Annotated in this window: 16 protein-coding genes; 1 reads left to right on the forward strand and 15 read right to left on the reverse strand. The window is 48.2% G+C overall.

The window, feature by feature from the left end; translation table 11 throughout:
* Positions 1–16: 16 nt before the first annotated feature.
* Positions 17–1195, reverse strand: a complete 1179-nt coding sequence (locus tag CRO74_RS11215; protein ID WP_097126163.1) for an acetyl-CoA C-acyltransferase — start codon at positions 1193–1195, stop codon at positions 17–19.
* Between the two features lie 255 nt (positions 1196–1450).
* Between CRO74_RS11215 and CRO74_RS11220 the strand changes: the two genes are divergently transcribed.
* Positions 1451–2617 carry a YncE family protein gene (locus CRO74_RS11220; protein ID WP_097126164.1) on the forward strand — a complete coding sequence of 389 codons (1167 nt, stop codon included), beginning with the start codon at positions 1451–1453 and terminating at the stop codon, positions 2615–2617.
* A gap of 79 nt (positions 2618–2696) precedes the next feature.
* Here CRO74_RS11220 and CRO74_RS11225 read toward each other — a convergent pair whose 3' ends face one another.
* The 14 genes from CRO74_RS11225 to obgE form a co-directional block, all read right to left on the reverse strand.
* The gene (locus CRO74_RS11225) at positions 2697–3251 is read right to left on the reverse strand and encodes an NADH-quinone oxidoreductase subunit J family protein (RefSeq protein ID WP_097126165.1); all 555 of its coding nucleotides are present in this window, start codon (positions 3249–3251) and stop codon (positions 2697–2699) included.
* Positions 3252–3292: 41 nt separating this feature from the next.
* Positions 3293–3859, reverse strand: a complete 567-nt coding sequence (locus CRO74_RS11230) for a NuoI/complex I 23 kDa subunit family protein (RefSeq protein ID WP_097126166.1) — start codon at positions 3857–3859, stop codon at positions 3293–3295.
* Between the two features lie 86 nt (positions 3860–3945).
* Complete coding sequence (gene nuoH / locus CRO74_RS11235) at positions 3946–5100, reverse strand: NADH-quinone oxidoreductase subunit NuoH (RefSeq protein ID WP_097127073.1); 1155 nt, start codon at positions 5098–5100, stop codon at positions 3946–3948.
* Positions 5101–5167: 67 nt separating this feature from the next.
* On the reverse strand, positions 5168–6259 hold the full coding sequence (locus CRO74_RS11240) for an NADH-quinone oxidoreductase subunit G (protein ID WP_097126167.1): 1092 nt from the start codon (positions 6257–6259) through the stop codon (positions 5168–5170).
* 42 nt (positions 6260–6301) lie between these two features.
* Positions 6302–7825, reverse strand: a complete 1524-nt coding sequence (locus tag CRO74_RS11245; RefSeq protein WP_144035902.1) for an MFS transporter — start codon at positions 7823–7825, stop codon at positions 6302–6304.
* Positions 7826–7941: 116 nt separating this feature from the next.
* Positions 7942–9282, reverse strand: coding sequence for an NADH-quinone oxidoreductase subunit NuoF (nuoF, locus tag CRO74_RS11250; RefSeq protein ID WP_097126169.1), 1341 nt, complete (start codon positions 9280–9282; stop codon positions 7942–7944).
* Positions 9283–9290: 8 nt separating this feature from the next.
* Positions 9291–9791, reverse strand: coding sequence for an NADH-quinone oxidoreductase subunit NuoE family protein (locus CRO74_RS11255; protein ID WP_097126170.1), 501 nt, complete (start codon positions 9789–9791; stop codon positions 9291–9293).
* 14 nt (positions 9792–9805) lie between these two features.
* Positions 9806–11038 carry an NADH-quinone oxidoreductase subunit D gene (locus CRO74_RS11260; RefSeq protein ID WP_097126171.1) on the reverse strand — a complete coding sequence of 411 codons (1233 nt, stop codon included), beginning with the start codon at positions 11036–11038 and terminating at the stop codon, positions 9806–9808.
* An 87-nt stretch (positions 11039–11125) separates the two neighbouring features.
* Positions 11126–11626, reverse strand: coding sequence for an NADH-quinone oxidoreductase subunit C (locus tag CRO74_RS11265; protein WP_097126172.1), 501 nt, complete (start codon positions 11624–11626; stop codon positions 11126–11128).
* Between the two features lie 86 nt (positions 11627–11712).
* A complete protein-coding gene (locus tag CRO74_RS11270) occupies positions 11713–12258 on the reverse strand; it encodes an NADH-quinone oxidoreductase subunit B (RefSeq protein WP_012929575.1) in 546 nt (181 codons plus the stop codon).
* A gap of 72 nt (positions 12259–12330) precedes the next feature.
* Positions 12331–12702, reverse strand: a complete 372-nt coding sequence (locus CRO74_RS11275; protein WP_012929574.1) for an NADH-quinone oxidoreductase subunit A — start codon at positions 12700–12702, stop codon at positions 12331–12333.
* A gap of 203 nt (positions 12703–12905) precedes the next feature.
* Positions 12906–15089 carry a T9SS type A sorting domain-containing protein gene (locus tag CRO74_RS11280; RefSeq protein WP_097126173.1) on the reverse strand — a complete coding sequence of 728 codons (2184 nt, stop codon included), beginning with the start codon at positions 15087–15089 and terminating at the stop codon, positions 12906–12908.
* A 181-nt stretch (positions 15090–15270) separates the two neighbouring features.
* Positions 15271–18240, reverse strand: coding sequence for a T9SS type A sorting domain-containing protein (locus CRO74_RS11285; protein WP_097126174.1), 2970 nt, complete (start codon positions 18238–18240; stop codon positions 15271–15273).
* 60 nt (positions 18241–18300) lie between these two features.
* Positions 18301–19305, reverse strand: coding sequence for a GTPase ObgE (gene obgE, locus CRO74_RS11290; protein WP_097126175.1), 1005 nt, complete (start codon positions 19303–19305; stop codon positions 18301–18303).
* Between the last annotated feature and the right edge of the window lie 7 nt (positions 19306–19312).

Consider the following 19312-nt stretch of genomic DNA (forward strand, 5'->3'; position numbering starts at 1 on the left):
GTCTCCTGGCTACAAATTAATTCAGGCGTTCAAAAATGCCGGCTACGCCCTGCCCGCCACCAACGCAGGCCGATACCATGCCGTATTTCTGATCTCGACGGCGCATTTCGTTCAATAGTTGTACCGATAACCGTGCCCCGGTTGAACCCAGCGCGTGACCAAGGGCAATGGCACCTCCGTTCGGGTTGATTTTAGCGGGGTCTAGCCCCAATTCCTGAACAACGGCCAGCGCCTGAGCCGCAAAGGCCTCATTCAGTTCAATCAGATCGATGTCGTTCTGTTGTAAACCGGCTTTTTTGAGGGCGATGGGGATAGCCGCTACCGGTCCGATACCCATAATTTTAGGTTCTACACCGGCGGTGGCATATGATACCATACGCGCAACGGGTTGTAAGTTTAACTCGTTGACCAACCGCTCGGACATTACCACCACAAAAGCGGCTCCGTCTGACGTTTGCGATGAGTTGCCGGCCGTAACGGAGCCCCCCGCAGCAAAAACGGGTTTCAGCTTGGCCAAACCTTCGGCACTGGTGTCTTTCCGTGGACCTTCGTCCTGAGCAACGGTCCACTCACGTGTTTTCTTCTTATTACTCTCCGCATCGAAATACGTTTCGCTCACCTTGATGGGCACTATTTCGTCGGCAAATTTACCGTCTTTCTGAGCAGCCAGCGCTTTCACGTGCGAAGCGTACGCAAACTCGTCCTGAGCGTCGCGACTAATATTAAATTGCTGGGCAACCTGTTCGGCCGTAAGCCCCATGCCAATATAGTAGTCGGGGTGCGTTTTGGCTATTTCGTAGTTCAGGGCCGTTTTCCAGCCCATTACGGGTACCATCGACATCGACTCGGTGCCTCCGGCAATAATACAATCGGCCAGACCGGCGTGGATTTTTGCCGAAGCAATGGCAATAGCCTCTAGACCTGAACCACAATACCGGTTGATGGTCATGCCAGGAACACTGTTGGGCAATGAAAGTAAGGCTATGTAACGGGCAATCTGCATACCCTGCTCGGCTTCGGGCACGGCATTGCCTACAATAAGGTCCTCAACGCGGGCCGGGTCCAGTGCGGGAACCTGACTTAATAAATGCTTGATAACTTCGGCCGCCATATCATCGGGGCGGGTAAAGCGGAGACCGCCACGTGGTGCTTTACCCACAGCTGTACGATATCCGGCTACAATGTATGCGTCCATAAAGATGCGATGTTGATTTACTGGTTAAGCAGGAAATTCATGACAATAACTGAATTTTCAATCGAAAAATTACAGCGATTCGTCAAATTATTATGCAAGCATACTATTTTCTTTTGACAAGTGCAATTCAAGGTGCTTTACTGCCCTCATGAGCGTCTGTATAGTCGAATTGTACTAGGTTGTGAGGATAATCGCGGGCAAATGACCTTTATAGGTGTGTGCCGTCGTTGGCTCTATTCCGTTAAGACCTAAGCCATGAAACCAAAAATCAACGCCTTCTTCCTGCTACTAACCAGCCTGCTTCTTGTCACGGCAACCGGTTGGATACCTTTATCAACTGCTCCTTTGTCCTGGAACGCTACTGAAACGTTAGCCCCTAAAGTACAGCGGTATTTATACGTAGTGACCCCCGGCGTACGCAATTACCTGGGTTATGGCGGGCACGGGATTCAGGTGTTCGACATGGATAATAACCATCGGTTTGTGAAATTTGTGAAAACCGGTGGATTCAATAAAGATGGCAAGCCTTCTAATGTAAAAGGCGTTGATGTAAGTCTGGCAACAAACTGCATTTACATCAGCACGCTGGAAGCGCTCCAGTGTATTGATCTGACTACCGAGAAACTCGTATGGGAAAAGCAGTACGAAGGGGGTGTTGACCGTATTTCGATTTCGCCGGACGGGCAAACGATTTACATGCCGTCGCTGGAGAAAGAGTTCTGGACGGTGGTTGACGCCAAAACCGGGAATATTATCAGGAAAATCGTTACCAATTCCGGTGCCCACAACACCATTTACGGACCCGATGGCAACTATGTGTACCTGGCTGGCCTCAAATCGACCATGTTGAATGTGGCCGATGCGAAAACGCATACGGTCGTCAAAAAAGTGGGTCCGTTTGGCGCAGACATTCGTCCGTTTACGATTAATGGAGCCCAGACGCTGGTGTATGTGAATGTAAATGGTCTGCTTGGTTTTGAAGTGGGTGATCTGGTCAGTGGAAAGTTTCTGCACCGGGTGGTTGTGGAAGGGTTCAATATCGGCGAAGTGAAGCGGCACGGCTGCCCGAGTCATGGGATTGGGATGACACCCGATGAAAAGGAAATCTGGCTCTGCGATGGAGCCAACAATCGCCTTCATGTATTCGACAATACCGTTATGCCGCCGGTGCAGAAAACGTCTATATTGGTAAAAGATATGCCCGGCTGGATTACGTTTAGTCTGGATGGTAAATACGCGTACCCGTCAACCGGCGATGTGATTGATGTGAAGACGCGGAAAATCATTGCCAGTCTGGAAGATGAACAGTACAACGATGTGCAGAGCGAAAAGATGGTCGAGATTCATTTCGCTGGTAACAGGGCCATAGCGGCAGGCGATCAGTTTGGGTTGGGGCAGGTAAAGAAATCAGCTAAGAATTGAGCGTAAAAAAAAGCCGCTCGTGTCTTCATACGAGCGGCTTTTGAAATCAAAAAGATCAATTAAATCCGATAAATCCTGGTCAGAAGTGACGATCACCAGCTTCGCGTTTGCCGAGCATGACAGCGCCAACCATGGCAACCAGGAAAAGCACGGAGGCAAGCTCGAAAGGCAGGATGTAATCGCTATACAGCAACTGCCCTAAATTCTCAACCAATCCTGTTTTTGCGCTGAACGTTCCAGCATTGACCGTAGGTACCTGCGCACTCTTAGCCCGGAAGATCGTGATCAGCATGATCATCAATAACCCGCCAACGACTACCGACGCCATTTTGGTCAGGTTTGTTTTCGACTCTTCATCTTCTTTCCGAAGATTCAGAAACATGATGGTAAACAGAAACAAGACCATGATAGCCCCTGCGTAAACAATAATGTTGACAGCTGCCAAAAACTGTGCGTTCAACAGCACGTAATGGCCCGATAAACAGAAGAACGTCGCAATCAACGCCAGTACGCTGTAGACCGGGTTACGCGCTGTAACAACACCAATGGCGCTAAACAACGTGAGTACTGTCAGGAAAAGGAACAGATAGCCGGTTGGCGTCAGGGATTTGAAAAAACTCAAAAATTCAGTCATTGTGTAGCTTAGTCGAATAAACAACAGTAGAAAAAGGTCGGCTAGGTCGCGGCCCGCGTTAGGCTGGGCTCCGTTGGGGTAGTCTGGACTTCGGAGTTAGCTACCCGAATATACCGGTCGTTCATGTTCTCGACCAGTCGATCTTTACCATAAATAACTTCGTCGCGTTCCTGGAAAACAGGAACCATAAGATCATGACGAAGGTAAACGGCCTGTTTAGGGCAAGCTTCTTCGCATAGACCACAGAAGATACAACGCAGCATGTTAATCTCGTACACGGCCGCGTATTTCTCTTCCCGGTACAAGTTTTCCTCGCCTTTCTTACGCTCTGCCGCTACCATCGAGATGGCTTCTGCCGGACAGGCTACCGCGCACAGGCCACAGGCGGTACAACGCTCGCGGCCTTGTTCATCCCGTTTCAGGATGTGATGCCCCCGATAAATGGGACCGAGGTATTTTTTTACCTCAGGGTATTGAATCGTCGGCTTTTTACGAAAAAAGTGGCTGATCGTGATGGCAAGCCCACCCACAATGGCGGGTAGGTACATCTTCTCGGCCAGCGTCATTTCTTTATTGCTGACTTGCTTGGATCGATTCGTTAGTTGCATTCTTTTCAGTATTCGGTTTATGGAATTCAGTTTAGTGTAGTACCAGAGTTAACCGGCTGAAAACACAATTTTGAATCGCCGTTAACTTAAACTTGTTGCGGAATGGCTTCCCGCTTTGGTGCCCGTGCGCCTGATACGACTACCATAAGAACCATAACAATAACAATGGCCCAGGTTGAATACTTAAAGTTATACAACAGACCAGCGCCGGTTATCACAACATTGAGAATAGACAGCGGAATGAGCGTTTTCCAGCCCAGATTCATCAGTTGGTCATAGCGGAAACGGGGAAGCGTCCACCGAACCCACATGAAAAAGAAGATGAAGAAGAAAATTTTGCCGAAGAATACCACAAAGCCAATGGCCGTGGCAATGTTATGTCCGGTAATGGCACCCATCGACTTTTCGAGTGCATTGCCTACTTCATTCATGAATGGATAATGGAACCCACCAAAATACAAGGCCGAAATGAAAGCCGATGACACAAACATATTGATATACTCGGCAAACAGGTAAAAGCCCAGTTTCATAGAGCTGTACTCCGTGTGATAACCGCCGATCAGTTCTGTTTCGCACTCGGGTAAGTCGAACGGAGTACGGTTACATTCTGCAAAAGCGCATGTCAGGAAAATAACAAAGCCCAATGGCTGAGTGAAGATGTTCCACTCGAAGAAACTGGCCTGCTGATCGACAATAGCCCGCACAGAAAGCGACCCGGTCATCATCAGAATGGCAATCATGGAAAGTCCAAGCGCAATTTCGTAACTGATGTTCTGCGATGCCGCCCGGATAGCACCCAGGAGCGAGAACTTATTGTTGGATGCCCAGCCGCCTACCATGACGCCATATACACCCAGCGAAACAACACCGAAGATGTACAACACGCCAATGTTGATTTCAATAGCCTGAAGCGGAATCGAATAGTTATCAAATCGAATGCTGTCGCCAAACGGAATAACCGCACTAGCCATCAGGGCTGTGAGCATGGCCAGACAGGGGCCGAGGATAAATAGCCATTTACTGGCCTGCGACGGAATGAAGTCCTCTTTAAAGAACATCTTGCCCGCATCGGCAATGGGTTGCAGAAGCCCCCATGGGCCTGCCCGGTTTGGGCCTAAACGATCTTGCAGGAAGGCCGCCACCTTGCGCTCGGCGTAGGTGGAGTAGGTCGCAATCAGGAGTGTTATCCCGAAAATGACGAGGATAATGATCCCTTTGACGAGTAATACGGTTAAGTCCATTTTGAAAAAAAATTTCGGCCGCTTTCCGTCCACTAACCGAAAGCCAAAGCCATGTACCTGTTACTAATTAAGGTTCTGGATCTAATGCAGCGGGTAAGACTTTGGCGAAACGCTCGGGTGGCAACTGCTGAATGGTTAGTTGCGATGTGTCGCGCTTATCGTCAATAGGCTTATAATCAGCAGCCGCCATTCGTTCGCCGAAGCTGGGCTTGATCGTGTCGGCCCGGTATTTGTTGGCCGCAATGACGGAGCTGCGAGATATTTTTGTTGGCCCTTCGATAGTCCAGTCACTGGTTTTCTTCGTTTCGAAGCGGCAGGTGTTACAGATGAACTCCGTTACTTCGCTCCACTCGTTTTTGCGGGCGGTTACCCGAATCACTTCGTCACCCCGATACCAGAGCGTAACGTTGCCTGAGCAGGTAGGGCAATCACGGTGGGCATCAACAGGTTTGGTAAACCAAACCCGATTCTTAAATCGGTACGTTTTATCCGTTAAAGCACCAACCGGGCACACATCAATGACGTTACCGGAAAAGTCATTGTCGATGGCTTTCTCGATGTACGTACTGATTTCCGATGCATCGCCCCGGTTCATCACACCGTGAACACGCTTATTCGTAATCTGATCGGCCGTGTACACACATCGATAGCAGAGAATACAGCGCGTCATGTGCAACTGAATGAAAGGGCCGATATCCCGTTTCTCAAACGTCCGGCGATCTTCTTCATAGCGGGTGGTTGCTTTGCCATGGTCGAAGGCAAAGTTTTGAAGGTCGCACTCGCCGGCCTGATCGCAAACGGGACAATCGAGTGGGTGGTTGAGCAGCAGGAATTCAACAACCCCGTTGCGGGCGTCGATAACCTGTGGGCTGGTCTCATTTTCAACGATCATGCCATCCTGCACCGCTGTCAGACATGACGCCACCAGCTTGGGCATTGGGCGTGGGTCTTTCGCCGATCCGGCGGCCACACGAACTAAACAAGCCCGGCATTTGCCGCCACTGCCCTTGAGTGGCTGGTAATAGCACATGGCTGGCGGAGCCACTGCTGGCCCTATTTTCCGAGCAGCCTGCAAAATAGTTGTTCCCGGCTCCACCTCGACCTCAATTCCGTCGATGGTAACTTTTAAGAGTTGCGGCTTTATTTCCTGTTCAGCCATAATTTTTTACTAAGTTGACAAACAACAAGTTCTGGCGTGACCTTATTTATGCTTATAAATTTGATACACGCCCATTTCTTTCGCTAATACGTAGTCACGCGAGTCAAACGTATGGTTCAAAGCAGTGAAGTATAGCGAATTCTTTCTGGGTGTGATAATGAATTTTACCCCTCCCTGTTTTACTAATTCATCGAACCGACTAAAATCATACTTTTTACTATTGTACAAAAATCGCAGGATATCGTCGGAGTAGGCTAACTCATGGCGAAACAGCATTTGATGAAGCATCCATCCCTCGAAATCGTCCCCAAACGTGACAACGATTTTATCTTTTTCCGACAGTTGAGGCTCTACAAACTTTTTAACCATCAGTTCATCCCGGTACATGAGCGCATAATGACCATTATTGATACTTTGATACCGCTCTATCTGCTTACTCACAAAAAAGAGCATGGTCATGCAAATCATTGCCGGAAATAAATACTTGCCTAACTCACTCGTCTGCGCAATTGATTTTTCATTACAAAAATACCAAAATATTACCAGCAAGCCGGTATAGGCGAATTCGTGATAATAACCCACAGCGGCACCATGTTTAAATGCCGTAGCCGTGGCAAATCCAAAAAACATAAACGTTGCCAGGGCGAGAAACCGTTGGGGATTATCTGTACCCGTAAGCAACCATTTAAAGCTGATTAAAAACGATACCGCAATCAGTAAACTGGCGGTTGGAATCAGGTGTCGGAACGTGTAATCATAAAACCAGACTGGAGAAAGTGGCAACGCCAGACTGATAAAAAGATTCTGAAAAAATACCTGATAATTACCTTCATCCAGCAACAAGGTCAACCCTACAAACGTAACCGCCATCAACCCAACGGTGCGAATCAGGATACGCCAGTGTCCAAACAAAATTAAGTAGGCAAGCAGGATCGCAATGTGAATCATACCGCTCTGCTTTATGAAAAAACACGTAACTGACAGAAGAACTGCTGCCAGAACATAGCGATTCCATAAATTCTCCTGACCTACTCCGCGCAGCATACAATACAGGTACGTTGTTGTACACAAAAAAAGCAGACTGTCTGCCCGGGAATTGGTTAGGTGCCAATGTTGCAGAACACCAAAGACAAGGCAACAAAACAATATCGTTTGCGTGAGCCTTATTCGCAGGAACCTATAAGCTGTTATAGATACCACGACCATTGCTAACAGCACCAAGGCAAACGACATTATACGGCTCACTAACTGAACCCTGTGAATATCTGTCGGGTCCCAACCGGTTAGCCGGTACATATTTCCAACTAACTGGTAGTAGATTGGTGCATACTGTGTAACCCAAAAAGGAATTTCTTCTGGATTGTAGTATAAATGCCGACCATCGGCAATCAGTTGGATACCATACGTTGTACTCCGCTCTGAGCCAGAAATGTCAGGGAAATAACTCTTGGATAAATTTATCTTGACGAAGAAAATTACTGCCGTGCAGACTAAGCAAAAAATTAAAGTCAAAAACCAAGCCTTATTTTTAAGGGTATTATATAAATTTAGTACCAGGCGCTGCATGTAAGCAATTTTACGTGTTAATGTGTTCTCAGGGTTTAGAGTTTATCATAACTAGTTGAATGAGTGTGGCTATTTGTCTTATTTTGTTCAAGTGCCTTTACCCCAATATAGGTTAGCTATACTAACGCCATATCGCCCCGGTAAACCGCCCCAGGCTGGGTAGCTTCGGCTGGATTGTCGATATGCCACTGGAACTCATCCCGAAAGTGACGAATTGCACTGGCAACGGGCCAGGCAGCAGCATCTCCAAGTGGACAAATTGTATTTCCTTCAATTTTCTTGGCTACATCTACGAGCAGGTCAATATCCTGCTGGTGCCCGTGTCCGTGTTCAATACGGTGCAGTACTTTTTCCATCCAGCCGGTTCCTTCCCGGCAGGGACTGCACTGACCACAGGACTCGTGGTGGTAAAAACGGGAGAAATTCCATGTGTTCCGTACGATACACGAGGTTTCGTCGAATACGATAAACCCACCCGAACCCAGCATGGTACCGGTGGCAAAACCACCATCAGACAATGACTCATAGCTCATCAGGCGTTTTTCGCCATTGGCTAATGTCAGGGCCAGATTCGCTGGCAGAATAGGGACGGATGAACCACCGGCAACGAGTGCTTTAAACTTGTGCCCCGGCCGGATACCACCACACCACTCATCGGCATAGATGAAATCTTCGACAGGAACGCCAAGTTCAATTTCGTAAACGCCGGGTTTATTGATATGCCCCGATGCCGAAATGAGTTTGGTACCCGTACTGCGGCCGATACCTACGCCCGCATACGCATCACCACCATTATTAATAATCCAGGCGGTTGTAGCTATGGATTCTACGTTATTAACAACCGTTGGAGATTGATACAATCCCTTTACGGCTGGAAATGGAGGCTTGTTTCGTGGGTTGCCGCGCTTGCCTTCCAGTGATTCGAGCAATGCTGTTTCTTCACCGCAGATGTAGGCACCCCCACCAGGCTGCACAACTAATTCCAGATCGTAGCCGCTGCCAAGAATATTTTTTCCTAAGAAGCCTTTTGCCGTTGCTTCGGCAATAGCTTTCTCAAGGATATGGATAACGTACATTAACTCGCCCCGTACGTAGATGAACGACTTATTGGCACCCAGGGCAAACGATGAAATGATCATTCCCTCAATCAGTAAGTGAGGAATGTTCTTCATCAGGTAATGGTCTTTGAACGTACCCGGCTCCGATTCATCGGCATTGCAGACGAGGTAACGGGGAACACCTTCCGGTTTTGCCAGGAAGCTCCACTTCATGCCCATTGGGAATCCGGCACCGCCCCGACCCCGAACGCCCGCTTTTTTCACCTCTTCAACAATGGCTTCGGGCGTCATTGTCTTGATTGCCTTTTCTACGGCCGTATAGCCGCCCTGCTTCCGGTATACATCGAACGTTTCAATGCCGGGAACGTTGATATGCTCAGTTAATATTTTGGTAGCCATGTGTGCGGTTATTTCGACAGTTCATCAATGATCTCATCCACACGTTCGTTGGTGAGGTGCATGTAATATTTTTCCCGAATCTGAAACACCGGTCCCATACCGCAGGCTGCCAGACACTCTACTTCCTTGAGCGTAAACTGACCATCTACGGTTGTTTGACCCGTATCAATGCCGAGCCGTTGCTTTAGGTGGGCGTATACCTCTTCGCCACCCATGAGGCAGCAGGGACCTGTGCGGCAGTATTCGATAACGTGCTTACCAACCGGGTTGAGGTGGTACATGGTATAGAATGACGCTACCTCATATACTTCGATTGGCTGAATGTCGAGCATCCGGGCCACACAATCCATACCCTCAGGGCTGGTCCAGCCTTCCTGTTCCTGCAATAAATGCAACAAGGGTAATAAAGCTGATTTTTGCTTGCCTTCCGGATATCGGGCAATAATTTCCTGTGCTTTGGTGAGCCGTTCCGGGGTAAAAGTTACAGTATTGTTGGTTTCAGTTGTCATAGTAAATGGCAAATTTAGGCATCCAGCTCACCGGCAATGACGTTCATGCTACTCATGATTACAATGGCATCAGACAGGGTCAGCCCCTTACACATTTCAGGATAAGCCTGATAATAGATGAAGCATGGACGTCGGAAGTGCAGCCGGTATGGGGTACGTCCACCATCACTGATCAGGTAGAAGCCGAGCTCTCCGTTGCCGCCTTCAACCGCATGATAGACTTCGCCAACGGGCGCATCAATTTCACCCATCACTATTTTAAAGTGGTAAATGAGGGCTTCCATATTCTTGTACACTTCCTGCTTTGGAGGCAGGTAGTACTGAGGAGCATCGGCAAAATAAGATCCTTCGGGCAGATTGTTTATGGCTTGCTGAATGATGCGCAGGCTCTGCTTCATTTCTTCGTTCCGAACCATGAAACGGTCGTAAGTGTCGCCACTTTGACCAACCGGGATATCGAACTCGAAGTCCTCGTACGATGAGTAAGGATTCATGACACGAACGTCGTAGTCAACCCCCGCAGCCCGCAAATTAGGGCCGGTGAAGCCATAGCTCAGTGCCCGTTCTGCCGAAATGCCACCCACGTTCACCACGCGGTCCATAAAAATACGGTTGCGATTAAAGAGGTTTTCGAACTCGTTCAGCACTTTCGGAAAACGAACGAGCAGTTCTTTGATCTTACGAATAGCCGTAGGGGAGAGGTCGCGCTCCATACCGCCAATCCGACCCATGTTGGTAGTGAGACGCGCTCCGCAAACTTCTTCGTAAATTTCGTAGATGTGCTCCCTTTCCTGGTAGATGTACAGGAAGCCGGTAAAGGCACCAGTGTCGACACCGAGAATACCATTACAAATGAGGTGATCGGACAAGCGAGCCAGTTCCATCATGATAACCCGGATGTACTGCGCCCGTTTGGGTACTTCAACGCCCAGCAATTTCTCTACCGTCATGTGCCATCCCATGTTGTTGATGGGCGACGAGCAGTAGTTCATGCGGTCGGTGAGGGTCGTGATCTGGTAAAACGGCCGACGTTCGGCAATTTTTTCAAACGCCCGGTGAATGTAGCCGATGGTCTGCTCACCCGACACGATTTTTTCGCCATCCATTTGCAGGATGTTTTGAAAAATTCCGTGGGTAGCGGGGTGAGTAGGACCGAGGTTTAGTGTTGTCAGTTCATTGACGTATTGAACCGGACCCTGCTCGGCAGGTAAGTTTTTATTCGCAATATCGAGTTCTTCAGAAACCATATTTAAAGAGCGAAAGAGCGAAAGAGTGAAAGAGTGACAAACAGCTGGTAGTACCGCTCATTCACTCTTTCGCTCTTTCCCTGATATTTATCGTCCAAACAATGCATCAATTTTGTCTTCCCGAGTCGCATCTTCCAGCGGATATTCCTTGCGCATCGGGTGATAGTCCATTTCTTCCATGTTCAAAATCCGGCGTAGGTCGGGGTGACCATCGAAGAGAATGCCGAACAGGTCGAAGGTTTCGCGCTCCATCCAGTTGGCACTGGCAAAGAGTGGAATAAGGGTTGTAATATGAAGATCCTCTGTTGTTAAGTAGACTTTGACCCGCAGCCGAAAGTTTCTGGTCAAACTATGCAGATGGTATACAACACAAAACTCTTTGCCCACCGAATCGGGATAATGGACCGCTGTGATATCGGTCAGGAAGCCCATCTGTATCGTTGAGTGTTCTTTTAAAAACTTGACCAACGAAACAATCTGGTCCCGGCTGGTTGAGCAGGTCAGGAGGTTATACGGATCATCGAAGTCCGTAACGGTCTCACCAAACTGGTTTATTATAATCTGCGCAACTTCTTCGTTGGTCAGCATTGTCAATGTATAAAGGAGTGAATGGACAAGTTCGCAAATAAATAACACAGCATAGCGCTTGGTCACCCATTTTACGAACTTGTTCTCTATTGAATGTTGTAGGAATTCAGCAGCTTCGTATACTCGTCTGTATTGCGACGGCGCAGAGACTCATTTTTGGCAAGTTCCTGTACCTGCATAACTCCTTCCAGAATCTGCTCGGGGCGGGGTGGGCAACCTGGAACGTACACGTCAACCGGAATGATCCGGTCAATTCCCTGAAGCACGCTGTAGGTATCGAAAATACCACCGCTCGATGCACAGGCACCAATCGCGATAACCCAGCGGGGTTCTGCCATTTGCAGATATACCTGCTTCACAATCGGCCCCATTTTTTTAGCAATGGTACCGGCTACGAGCAACATATCCGCCTGACGGGGCGAAAAGCTGGGTCGTTCTGAACCAAAGCGGGCCAGGTCATAGTGTGATGCCATGGTCGACATAAATTCAATACCACAACAGGATGTTGCAAAGGGCAATGGCCAGAGCGAATTAGCCCGGGCAAGTCCAATTATTTTATCGAATGACGTGGCCGAGAAACCCGGTCCATCATAACTCGCGGGGGCTTCAGCCAGCTTGATATCAGTTGCCATAAAAACACGGTCTGCGGTTGTAGTTGCTTACCCTAACAACGAATAAATATGTTCGAAAATTCATTTAAAGGCTTATTCCCACTTTAGAACACCCTTACGGATAACGTAGTAGAAACCAGCCAAAAGTAAACCCATGAACAGAACCATTTCAATGAATCCGGTCATGCCAAGTCCTTTGAAATTTACAGCCCAGGGGTATAGAAAGATAACCTCCACATCGAACAGAACAAAGAGGATGGCAATCAGGAAATATTTAATGGAAATCGGGGTGCGGGCATCGCCCTGTACAGGTATACCGCACTCGAATGGATCGTCCTTTTTCTGGCTATTGCGTTTCGGGCCAATAGAGTGGGTAACAATCATTGTCGTTACAATGAAACCAAGTGCCAGACCTAATTGAATAAGTACCGGTATGTAATCGGCCGGTAGGTAAGTTGCGTTCATATAGTTAGTTGACAGTACCTACGCAAAGGTAGCGATAAAACCAATAGACCCATTTGTTTAGGGGTGTACGTAATGCCTAATAGGCGTCAAATATAACCCACAAGCGTTGTTTTATCAATTCATGCCGTAGTATAGAAAGGGAGTAAACAACAACAGCCCCCTCTACAGAGGGGGCTGTTGTTGATAAAGCGAAAAAGCGATACTTATCGGTTTATAATGATCCGTCTGGATACATCAAAGCCCGCCGACCGCACACGAACCAGATAAACGCCCTGCCCCAGTCCTGTCAAATCAATGGCCTTTCGTTCGTTAAACGAAGGAACTTGCGATGAAAATAACTTCTGCCCACTTAGCGAAAAGACATCGACGTTGGCATTAGCCAGGTCTTCAATGGTTTCGATGGTGATCGAACCTGTCGATGATGGGTTAGGATAAATGCTTAACCCACCATTGGATCGGTCAAAGGCAAAAGCTTTAGGCGTGCTAAATTCAGAAAAACACGTCAACGCGGACCCATTATTGAGGGTGAACGTGGTTCGGGCACGTGCCGAATAGTTGGCCGAGACGATCACCTTTGCAACCGCACCAGTTTGGGGGATTACTTCGCCCGCAGCTCGTCGCCAGTCAAATAAATCAGGCTGACCTCCTGTTGGCCTGGGCAACACGGCTTGCAGGCTATACGCACCAATCTGCTCAATACTTGGTGTGGGTACTTTAGGACGAACCGTTAAGTTCAGCGCTGCGGGCTGTGCTGATCTACAGCCGTAAATATTTACGGCCTGTAAACTATACGAACCCGACTGATTCAGTTTTATTGCTTTGCCAATGGTTGTAGTTGTACTCGTGCCCCATACTCCCGTACTGTTAGTGGTCGTGTTGGCCAGTAGAGACAAAGTAGAGTCTGCGCAAATCTGCTGTTGGTTGTCGATAACCTTACCTGGCTGGCTGGCTAATGAAATGGTTGGCGTTGCGGGCTGAATCGGCCCTTGCAGGTCGAGGGCTGGAGACAGGTACGTGTTTCCAAAATTGTCCTTTAATACAGCCTGGTAAACACCCGGTTGCGTAACGGTAATATTCTGTGTGGTCTGTCCGGTACTCCATGTAAACGATTTATACAAATTAGGCAGACTCAGGCTCACGCTATTTGCCGATGGTGCACACGCTACCGTGATGGTTGGCTGAGGCAACGGAGGAAGTGGGCGCGAACTCGAAAAGAAAACGGCGTTGAGACTTTCAAACCAGGCCTGACCCAGATCATTCAGCCCTTTGTCGCCCGGGTTGTTGGTTGCCCGGTTACCAAAGTGAACATCGTCAAAGCGTGGAACCTGGATGTTGTCTGTAAACGGACCGGCAAAAACGTTATTGTTGTACGTGTTTATTACATCATTCTGGGCCTGAATTACATTTTCACTTACGGTGCCATTACTGTACGAAGATCTGGCCAACACCCAGGCCGGATATCTGTCTGTGTCAGCACGGGTTTTATTGACCAGAAACTGCATGTTATCCGCATATTCTTTCCTTGACGATTTTAACGGGAAGTTGTCATATTCGCCCTGTTGCCACAACACGGCCCTTAATCCCTGAAGTGAGCAATAATATCGTAGCGCAATGACCAGATTTGAGTAGGGCATTCCTTTGGGAAAGTTTTCACCAGGCGTTCCAAGGGCAAATAAGTTTTTAGTAATTAAACCAAGTGAACTTTCGCGCCAGTTCTGAAGGCTGGTACCCTCCCAGGCCGTATTGATGAACAGGACAGGAACATTATACTGCTTAACCAGTAAATCGCCCAGATAACCCCAGCACCAGGCACTCTTTCCGCGCGGACCAATTAACGACGTAGCGGTTAATTGCTGAAAAGAAGGAGCGGGCGGGTCGCCCAGCGAATTAGCCGCTGTGTTGTCGTACGTGACGCAGTTTACCCGGTCGTCTACAGCGCCAACGGCACCATAATTTTGAAAACCCTGCGCGTTGGACTGTCCTGTAATAATGAATACTTCACCAATGCCTACCTTCCGAACAACATCGCTTGCTGTAGCAACACCGCCAATAAAAGCCTGCACTTCTAACCGATACCAGCCACCTCTGGCTCGTATAGCGCCCTGGAAAATTCCTCCCTGCGGATTGCGCTGGATAGTAACCCAGTTGGTGTTGAGCCCCTGCCCGGTTGCTTCTACTTGTAGGCGTGCCTGAATGCTATCGACGGGTTGGTACAGACTTCCTGATAAGTAAATTGTACTGGTATTGTCATTTTCTCGTTGAAAAATCGCCCGGCTTTCCGGATATGTAATTTTTAAGACCTGATTAGTTGTCTGAGCTGATAAACGTGTACCAGTAGCTACTAAGCTGATGACAATTAGATGTTTTAATAGGTAACGATTCTTCATTTTTTGTCTTTCAATAACTTCGTGTTGGGCGATACTTGCTCTAGAGACAGTTCTGAAACGAGGTGAGCAATTCAATTGCTTTTTTAGCCTATCCTCATATTACGGAGAGTCAATGACTTTTCCCGGTAAAGTGCAAAATTAGTGCTAATATCTATGATTAAACGGTCTGTGCGGAATTATATTACAATCCTAATATAATTCGCTTTGAAACGTCAAAATCAGTTGATTGAACCCGTAAAATGTAAGAGCCAGACATCAGACTTGTTAAAACTAACTGTTTCCGCTCATCCAAGGAAGGAACTGCAGTGGTAAAGATTACCTGTCCATTGACCGTGTAAATCGTGATGACGGCATTTGTCAGATTGGCCAGCGTTTCGATGGTGATGATTTTAGCCGGATTGGGATTTGGGTAAATGCTTAGTCCTTTGTTGCTTACATCAACCGTAAAGTTAAATGAAGCTGATGGTAACGAGAAACAGGTTAGTGTCTGTGAATAGACGATTGACGAGCGAGCCGTATAAGATCCGGATTGATTTGCTTTAATTATTGCCGTTTGTGCTGCCAGCGAATCACTACCCAGCCGCCAACGGAACACGGTGCCATTCGTTGAGCTTACTGCTTGGAGTGTATATGTGCCAATTACATTAATGGTAGGCGAGGGAGGAAGAGGTCTTAGCTCAACCGTTATAGTTCCTGCCTGAGGTGACACACAGCCATTGACATCCCGAACTTTTGCGGTATAGTTACCTGCTGAACCAGTTATAATACGCTGTGTAGAATCGCCGGTGCTCCAGAAAACTGTGTAGGGGCCATCAACCCGTAAGGTGGTTCTATCTCCTTCACAAATGATTGGGGAGGGAGCCGCGAGGATGGTTGGCGTTGCCGGCAATGGGTTAACTTTTACGGCTATAACCGGTGAAAAAGGTGATAAGCAACCGTTTTGATCCAGCGCCTGGACGGCAAAGTTTCCAGAAGTGCCAACACTAATGCTGTAGCTACTTTGGCCGCTCGACCAAACAACTGCATTGTTGCTACTTGCACTTAACGTAACACGATTGCCGTCGCAAAACGTTGTTGCACCCCCAGCCGTAACAGACGGTGTTTGGGGAAGGGGATTTACTTTAAGGGTTAAAACGTCTGATTGCTCGGATGTACACCCAAACTGGTTACTCGTTCGGACGGCAAAATTTCCAGACTGGTTTAGTATAATGCTCTGGGTTGTCTGGCCACTTGTCCATTGGTAAGCAACATCCTGAGGAGCGGTTAACGTGATTGTCCTGTCGGCGCAGAATGTGGTTGGTCCATTTGTGGCAATGATTGGTTTAGCCGGTACAGGATTGGCTGTCACCGCTATTACGTTTGACTGCGCCGATGTACAGCCATTTTGATCGGTTACCGTCAAAAAATAAGAACCGGAGTTGCCAATAGTTACGACCTTGTTCTTTTGGCCATCGCTCCAGTTATACTGAATGTTGTCGACATTGGTACGGAGCGTTGTGTTGTCGCCCTGACAAAATACCGTTGGCTTTTCATTGGTAATACTGGGTGTAGGCGGGAGTGGATTTACCGTTACATTTAACACATTCGATGTGAAATCGCAGCCACTTACGTCACGATAGCGAACAAAGTAAGCACCAGCCGAAACGGTGGAGAAGTTTCTTGACGTTGCTACCGTTGAATTAGTTTGCTGGTTTAGCCATGTTACGTTATCGTAATTTGTTGTTAATGCCAGACTACTGCCAATACAAACAGAAGGGGGCCTGTTATCGCTTGTTGCCGCTACAGGGGCGTCGGACACCCGTATCTGATTCGTAAATAAGGTATTACCACGAGAATCTTTAACCTTTGCCCGGTATATGCCTGCTCCTTTTGTTATGCTGTTACCTGACTCGCCCGACTCCCACTGTATGCTGGAATAATTGCCATTGACGGTAAGCGAAAGGTTATTGTTGGAGGCACAGGCGACAGAAATCGTAGGCGAGCCAACAGGAGATATGGGGGTAGAACGCTGAAAAAAAGAGTCGTTTAGGCTTGCATTCCATGCATTCGCTAAATCGACAATGCCATTATAATCGAAGTGAACGCCTTCCGGATCATTACGTGGTGGCCGTTGGCGTGGTATTTGAATTAAGTCTGTATTAGGACCTGCAAATACGTTAGCTGTTGAACTAATCACCTGGTTTTGGGCATCAATAATGACTGGATTAACCCCACCACTAAAGTCACTATAACTTACTCGGGCCACCACCCACGACATGTTGTTGTTGTAATCCTGCCGTGACTGGTTGATGATAAACTGGAGATCGTTAACGTATTGATCTTTTGGTGTCTTAAACTGGTTGTCTGATTCGCCCTGTTGCCAAAGTATGGCCCGTAAACCCAGCGAATTGGCATAAAACTGTAAGGCAAGTTTTAAATTAATGTATGGCTGACGAGCAGGGTACGCTCCCCCGGGCCCATAGGCAACTCCACCTTCGGGCGCGCTGTCTCGCCAGTTACGCACAAATGTTCCGGTAAAGGCTGCGTTAAAAAACATAACCGGGACACGTAACCTTTTTACCAGAATGTCGCCCAACTGACCCCAGGACCAACTACCTAAACCTCTGGGAGCGATGGTAAAGCCGGATGAGTTGTCGAGTTGTGTAAATACGGGTGTGGGTGGTTCGTTTGGAAATCCCTGGTCGGGATACCGGTAGTTAACGCAGTTGACCAGATCATTAAGTGGGTTAGGCGCATCCTGATGGACTCCCTGTGCATTGGATTGCCCGGCAACAACGAATACTTCGCCAATGCCAACGCGCTCCACTAGGGTTGAATTGCCCACCTGCTGATCACCATTCATTCCCCGCACTTCGAGGTTATACCATCCCCCGGAACCCGTTATGTCGCCAGCAAATACACCCCCCGACGGGTTGTTTTGGAGCGTAGTCCAATCCGTTGATGCACCTATACCATCCCGTGCCTGTAAGCGTGCTTCTATGCGCCCAACCTGCGCCGTGTAATACCCCGTAATGCGAATAGTGGCCTGGTTTGAATTGTTTCGTTGCAGAACCGCCCGGGTTGTTGGAAAAGACACCTGCACCTGAGCTAAGGCAAGAATGGGAAGCAATAAAATAAATGCCGCACCAATGGCTACGGAAAAGTATCTCATACGTGTTAAAGCGCAACAACCCCGGCAGGTTATTTGCAGATAAATTTATGTAGGCACTACTCAGACTGGCTCGATATTCGTCAGGTTTTGCCAGATCATATCTTTTAGCTCATCCAAACCCTGTTGACTAACTGCCGAAATATACGCTACCGGTATCTTCTTGGGTAGATCATCCTGCAACTTTTGCCGGGTTTCGTCGTCGACCAAATCCATTTTAGTGATCGCCAGCATCCGGCTTTTATCCATCAACTCCGGATTAAACTCACGTAGCTCGTTCAGCAGGGTATTGTATTCCTGACGAATGTTCTCGCTGGTAGCCGGAATTAGAAACAGTAAGATGGAGTTTCGTTCAATGTGGCGTAAAAAACGCAGCCCAAGTCCTTTGCCCTGCGAAGCTCCCTCAATGATTCCCGGAATATCGGCCATGACAAAGGATTTGTAATCTCTGTAGGCTACGACCCCTAAATTGGGGACAAGGGTTGTAAAGGGATAATCCGCAATTTCAGGGCGGGCCGCCGATAGAACAGATAACAATGTGGATTTGCCCGCATTGGGGAAACCAACAAGACCAACGTCCGCTAATAATTTTAACTCCAGAACTACCCATTCTTCCCGACCTGGTTCGCCAGGTTGAGCGTACTCGGGCGCTTGCTGGGTCGCTGTTTTGAAATGGTCGTTGCCCATGCCACCGCGTCCGCCGGCAAACAGGATGATCTCCTGCCCGTCTTCCGTAATTTCGGCTAATTGTTGACTCGTCTCGGGATCTCGCGCTATTGTTCCCAGCGGTACATCTAAAATAACATCTTCGCCCTGAGCACCGCTCCGCCGGCCACCTTCGCCAGCTACACCATGACCTGCTTTAACGTGCTTGCGGTATTTTAGATGCAAAAGAGTCCACAACTGCGAGTTGCCGCGAAGGATAATGTGCCCTCCGCGACCACCGTCGCCCCCATCCGGGCCACCTTTGGGCGTGTGTTTTTCCCGACGAAAATGAACGGATCCTGCACCGCCCGCGCCCGAACGGCAATTTATTTTTACGTAATCAATAAAGTTCGATGAAGCCATAGTAAAT

It is taken from the genome of Spirosoma fluviale, assembly GCF_900230225.1.
GTDB classification, from domain to species: domain Bacteria; phylum Bacteroidota; class Bacteroidia; order Cytophagales; family Spirosomataceae; genus Spirosoma; species Spirosoma fluviale.